We start from the raw sequence: 5,223 nt of genomic DNA on the forward strand, positions 1-5,223 counted from the left end.
ATCGGTGGATCCGGGCAGCATGTGATAGCCACGCACTCCTTCATACGCACCGAGCAGCTTACGCACCAGTTCGGGCATGCTGCTGAGCGCCGCCGTCTCGCCCTCCATCATGTGTTTGTAGAAGTCGGGCGGACGCCGCACGGTCTGACAGGCATTGTTCACGATGAAGTCGAGACGATCGTGCGTTGCCATCAGGTGATGACAGAACGTTTCGACGCTCGGCGTATGGCGAAGGTCGAGCCCGAAAATTTCGAGGCGATGCGCCCACTGCTCGAAGTCGGGCTCGGCGGCATAGCGCGTCGCGGAGTCCCGCGGGAAACGGGTGGTCACGATGAGATGCGCGCCCGAACGGAGCAGCTTGATACCGGCCTGATAGCCGATCTTCACGCGGCCGCCGGTGAGCAGCGCCGTGCGTCCCGACAGGTCGGCTAACTCACCGCGCTTGCGGTAGTTGAACGCGGCGCACGTGGGGCACAGCTGATCGTAAAAGTGGTGCAACACCGTGAATTTGCGCTTACACACGTAGCAGTGTTGGTCTTCCAGCGCCTCGCGGAAGTCGGGCTCGGTCTCGACCGTGGTCTGGTCGTCCGACGCTGGCAACAAATAGTTGGGCGTGGTAAACACCGTTTGCCGACGCAGACGGCGAATGCCGGTTTCCTGCAGCTGCGACTCGGCTTCGTGCACGCGAATCGTCTTTTCGACCCGCTTCTTTCGCTTGGTCGCCTTGACCATCTGGCGCCGCAGGATCGCGTCCGGGCGCGAGACCTCGCCGGCTGCCTTGAGCAGGCGGGTGCGCTCATCTTCGGAGAGATCGAGCAGCTCGGCCCGATTCACGGCGAACTGTTCGAGCAACTGCGTCGCGGCGCGAACGCGCTCGGTTAGACTGAGACTGGCTTCCACGGGGTCAGGACTATGAGACATAGCCCTGAAAGATAATCGATTATTCGTCGTGAAAGGCCGGTCCCGGGTGTGTTGGCAGCCGCCAGTAGTACCAATGGGTGACCCGGTCCCACCCCTCGGCTTTCTCGTTTTCCACCCCCCAGACGCACGCCCCAGAGGGAAACGTCGCCTCCCGGAACCGCGCGTCGAGGGCCGCGAGGTGCTCCTGGGCGGCGCTGGGCAGGGGGGCGTCGCTGATGGCCCGCCGGACGTCCAGGTCGTTGAGGTAATCGTCGTAGGTGAGCGCGTAGCTATGCTCTACGTCGTCTACCGTACGGGCCCATTGCTCCAGGAGTTGGTCGGCACTGATCATCGGCGGGTCAGGGTCGGGGGGAGCGGCGGGCCTGACGGCGGAAGTAGGCCTCCCCGTCGTTGGGTTTGAAAAAGGTGCGGATCGTGCGGTCGGCGTTCGCGGCCAGGAACGCCCCGCTGCCCCGGTCGAAGCGGGAGATCACGCGGTCGGTTGGCCGCACCACCTCGAGGATGTCCCCGCCCACGGGGGCATCACGCAGCTGCTGCGCCAGCTGCAGGTATTGGGCCTGCGAGACGGCACCGAACTCCCGTCCGTGCTTTTCGTAGTGCTCGACCAAGCGGGCGGTGGAGCGGAAGCCGATGGCGCTGGCGGAGGACGTCGGCGGCCGTGGCGCTGGGACCGCCGTCGGTGGTGCGGACGACCTCGTGGAAGCGGGGGCCGTCGTGGCCGACGTCCCCTGGTTGGCGGCGAACTTCCAGAGGGCGAACGCACAGACCAGCAGCAACACGATGGAGCGAAGCGCACGATTCATGCGCCCATGCTACCGCCGCATCGCCCCAGCCACAACTCGTGCGCATATTCCACGGTATGAGCGTCGTCCAAGATCTGCTGTCGTTACTCGAGCTCGAGAAGCTCGAGGTCAATATCTATCGCGGGCACAACCGCGATCTCGGCACCGGCCGCGTGTTCGGTGGGCAGGTATTCGCGCAGGCGCTGGTGGCCGCGCGTCGTACCGTTGACGAGCCGCGCGAGGCGCACTCGGTGCATGGCTACTTCCTGCGCGCCGGAGACCTCAAAGCGCCGATCGTCTTTTTCGTAGACCGCCCGCGCGACGGGGGCAGCTTCACCAGCCGGCGGGTCACCGCGATCCAGCATGGCGAAGCGATCTTCCATCTGTCGGCCAGTTTTCACGTGGCCATCGACGGCCTCGAGCATCAAAGCCAGATGCCCGACGTGCCGCCGCCTGAAGATCTCATGCCCGAGCTCGACCAGATCCGCGAGCGCGCCGAAGTGCTACCGCCCGAGCTGCGTACGGTGCTCACGCAGGATCGGCCGATCGACTTCCGCTCTTTTACGTCACACGTGCCGGGAACGGACGAGTCGCGCGGGTCGAAGCGCTTCGTGTGGTTCCGCGTGATCGACACGCTGCCAGACGATACGATCACGCATCAGGCGATTCTGGCGTACGCGTCGGATTACGGATTCTTGCCCACGGCATTGTTGCCACATCAAGTGTCATATCGCGATCCCCGACTGCAGCTGGCATCGTTGGACCACACGATTTGGATGCATCGTCCGTTCCGCGCCGATGAATGGTTGCTGTACAGCATGGACAGCACGGCGGCCGCTGGGGCACGCGGTTTCGTACGCGGCGAGATTTTTACGCAAGACGGTACGCTGGTGGCATCGGTGGCGCAGGAAGGGTTGATCAGGCTCCGGGATCTCTGAGCTTCCGGATCTCCGCGCGCAGCCGTTCGTTCTCGCGCTCCAGCGAGGCGATTTCGCGGTCGGCGCCGGTGAGCGCACGTGGTGGCACGGCCGATGTGGTGCGTTCATCGGTAAAGTAGACGCCGCTGAACATGCTTGTCTTACACGACCCGCTGTGTGACGCGCCCTCGCGGTCGGTGTACTCCACTTCGTAGATCCGATCGCCCTTCTCGCCGAACCACCCGCGCCCGAACGGTTGCCACGTGACGCCATTCACGGTGCCGCCGCGCTCGGCGACATACTGGTTGATGCGGCTGCGGTCCCATCGGTCGGCGAGTAGCCGAAAGGCGATGGCGAAGAGCGCGATGATGACGATGAAGCCAATATTGCCAGTGTCCATTCTCTAGCGCTCAGCCATGAAGTTCACGATGCGATCGCGAAAGCTCGCGGTCTGACTCGGTGCCACGATGCGGCCGGCGAGCACGTGGCCATCTTCGCCCTGTACTGGCGTGACCAGAACGCGCTGTGACTTCACACGGCCTTCGGTATCGAGTGCGTCGAGCCAGCGCGTCGTGCGTTTGGCGTCGACCACCTCATCAGCCTCGTTGTAGAAGGCGAGTGTGGGCACGTCGTAGCTCGTGAGCGCGGCCTCGCGCACGTGCTCGACCAATGCTTGCATGGGGAAGAGCGCTGTTGACGGATAGCGTGTCGTCCAGAACCGCTTCTGTTCGTCGTTCTTGGCCGTCCACTCGCGCTCGGGAATGAAACGCGGCAGGACGACCTCCGCCCACGGCAGCGTGAGCAGGCCGGCGGCGGGATCCTTGGGGCCGAAGTTGGGCGAGATAAGTACCAGGGCCTGCAGACCTTGGCGCACTGGCTTCGGGAGCGTGGCGAGCCACACGCCGAGCGTTCCACCAGTACTGGTGCCGATCACGAGCACCGAGTCACCGAGCCATCGGCCGACATCGACCGCAAAGGCGGCATCGCGTAGCCAGTCGCGCACTTCTACGCTGCGCAGCGAGTCGCCCGGCAAGCCGTGGCCGTACAGTCGTGTCTCATACAGGTTGGCGCCGAGGGCACGTGCAACGTCTTCGCTGAGTGGAGCGGTTTCCTGTCGAGTGGCGGAGAAGCCGTGCAAATACACCACGCTCCACGGTGTGCGCTTGGGCGACACACTGTCGGCGAACACGATGCGCTTCGCCACGTCGACATCGGTCACGCCGCTGGCGCGCTCTTGCCTCGCGAACCATGCGGGAAGATCGCGCAAGCTGTCTGGCAGTGGTTCCGCAACCACGTTGCGGGTTGCGGGAGACCCGGGTTGCTCCGACCAATCAACGCTCGGCCGCGGGCCGGAGATAAAAATGACGCCGAGCGCGAAGAGCAGCGCGGCGGCGCGCAAAGCAATCCTCCTGCGGCGCGCATCGCGTGGCTCCATCATACCGCGTCCGACGAGCTCGAGAAGTTGAAATCGCGTACCTTGATGGGCGGCATGGCGACGCCGGGCCCACCTTCACCGCCGGCCGTACGCACTGCTACGCCCACGCCCTCGAGATTGTTCAGCATGAACAACGGCGAATCGTTGAAGCGGAAGTTCTTGATGGAGCGCGCAATCTTGCCGTTCTCGATCAGGAACGTGCCGTCGCGCGTGAGGCCGGTGTACATGAGCGTGCGCGCGTCGAGCGGACGCAGATACCACAAGCGTGTGACGAGTACACCGCGCGTGGTGCTGGCGATCATCGACTCGATGGTGTCGCTGCCGCTGGCCATGCGCAGCGACTGGGCACCACCGGTGGCCGTCTTGCCCTGCTTATTGGCCCAGAATCGGTTGTACGCGAGCTGATTGAGCACGCCATTCTGCACCCACGTCTGCTTGCCCGTGGGCATGCCTTCGCCATCGAACGGCGAGCCAAGAATGAGCGCGTCGCCGGGATCGGAAATCAGTGAGACGCGTTCGTCCGCGATCTTCTCGCCAAGGCGCGAGCCACCACCGGCCTTCGAGAAGGCGGAGCGTCCTTCGTCGGCCGAGCGTGCCTGGAAGGCGCCGCCCATCAGGCTCACGAGGTTGGCGGTCGCTTCCGGCTCGAAGATCACCGTGTAGCGACCAGGCTCGATGCCCACTGGATTGCGCGAACGCCGCGCCTTGTCGATGGCGCGGTCGGCCACCGACTGGAAGTCGATCGCGCCCCAGTCGGTGCTCTCGCTACCCACCCAACCGGAGCCGGTGCCGTCGGTGGTGCGCGCGGTGAGTGTGTAGTTCGCGCTCGTGCCGCGGTGATAGGCGAACAGCCCGGCGCTGTTGCCGATCGCGCTGGCGCTCGCGTTGCAAATGATGAAGCCGGCCACGGTGAGATCCTTGGCCGCGCGTGCGGGCGCGAGAGCAGTCATGGCGGCTTTGGCGCGATCCTCAGCCGAAAGATCGGCGGTGCGATCGGACCACGCGTTGACCGGCGCGTACGTCTGCGGCGGCAGTTCGCCAAGATACTCGGGGTCCTCCGGTGCGAGTCGCGCCAGCGCTTCCGACTGCTGCACCGCGCGCTGCAATCCTTCGTCGCTGCGATCGTTGGTGACCACACTGGCTTTGCGTTTGCCGAACACGCTTTGTA

Annotated in this window: 7 protein-coding genes; 1 reads left to right on the forward strand and 6 read right to left on the reverse strand. The window is 64.7% G+C overall.

Annotated features, from left to right (window positions below; translation table 11 throughout):
• From ACESNG_RS08145 to ACESNG_RS08155, 3 genes are all read right to left on the reverse strand, one after another.
• Positions 1 to 921: SDR family NAD(P)-dependent oxidoreductase (locus tag ACESNG_RS08145; protein ID WP_373068503.1), on the reverse strand; the 921-nt coding region annotated here is incomplete at its 3' end.
• A gap of 19 nt (positions 922 to 940) precedes the next feature.
• Complete coding sequence (locus ACESNG_RS08150; protein ID WP_373063161.1) at positions 941 to 1,252, reverse strand: hypothetical protein; 312 nt, start codon at positions 1,250 to 1,252, stop codon at positions 941 to 943.
• Positions 1,253 to 1,259: 7 nt separating this feature from the next.
• The gene (locus tag ACESNG_RS08155; protein WP_373068505.1) at positions 1,260 to 1,724 is read right to left on the reverse strand and encodes a hypothetical protein; all 465 of its coding nucleotides are present in this window, start codon (positions 1,722 to 1,724) and stop codon (positions 1,260 to 1,262) included.
• A gap of 56 nt (positions 1,725 to 1,780) precedes the next feature.
• Here ACESNG_RS08155 and ACESNG_RS08160 point away from each other — a divergent pair, with 56 nt between their 5' ends.
• Positions 1,781 to 2,641 carry an acyl-CoA thioesterase gene (locus tag ACESNG_RS08160; RefSeq protein WP_373063157.1) on the forward strand — a complete coding sequence of 287 codons (861 nt, stop codon included), beginning with the start codon at positions 1,781 to 1,783 and terminating at the stop codon, positions 2,639 to 2,641.
• On the opposite strand, the gene ACESNG_RS08165 is transcribed toward ACESNG_RS08160, so the two are convergent.
• From ACESNG_RS08165 to ACESNG_RS08175, 3 genes are all read right to left on the reverse strand, one after another.
• On the reverse strand, positions 2,622 to 3,020 hold the full coding sequence (locus ACESNG_RS08165; RefSeq protein WP_373063155.1) for a hypothetical protein: 399 nt from the start codon (positions 3,018 to 3,020) through the stop codon (positions 2,622 to 2,624). The two genes, ACESNG_RS08160 and ACESNG_RS08165, sit on opposite strands and share 20 nt — an antisense overlap.
• 3 nt (positions 3,021 to 3,023) lie before the next feature.
• Positions 3,024 to 4,019 carry an alpha/beta hydrolase gene (locus ACESNG_RS08170; RefSeq protein ID WP_373068507.1) on the reverse strand — a complete coding sequence of 332 codons (996 nt, stop codon included), beginning with the start codon at positions 4,017 to 4,019 and terminating at the stop codon, positions 3,024 to 3,026.
• A gap of 35 nt (positions 4,020 to 4,054) precedes the next feature.
• Positions 4,055 to 5,223: TldD/PmbA family protein (locus ACESNG_RS08175; RefSeq protein WP_373068509.1), on the reverse strand; the 1,169-nt coding region annotated here is incomplete at its 5' end.

Origin of the sequence: Gemmatimonas sp. (assembly GCF_041689975.1) — a bacterium.
Classification (GTDB): Bacteria; Gemmatimonadota; Gemmatimonadetes; order Gemmatimonadales; family Gemmatimonadaceae; genus Gemmatimonas.

Coding starts and splice junctions, on each gene's coding strand:
- ACESNG_RS08150 (WP_373063161.1), bottom strand. CDS start 1,252: ATGATCAGTGCCGACCAACTCCTGGAGCAATGGGCCCGTACGGTAGAC.
- ACESNG_RS08155 (WP_373068505.1), bottom strand. CDS start 1,724: ATGAATCGTGCGCTTCGCTCCATCGTGTTGCTGCTGGTCTGTGCGTTC.
- ACESNG_RS08160 (WP_373063157.1), top strand. CDS start 1,781: ATGAGCGTCGTCCAAGATCTGCTGTCGTTACTCGAGCTCGAGAAGCTC.
- ACESNG_RS08165 (WP_373063155.1), bottom strand. CDS start 3,020: ATGGACACTGGCAATATTGGCTTCATCGTCATCATCGCGCTCTTCGCC.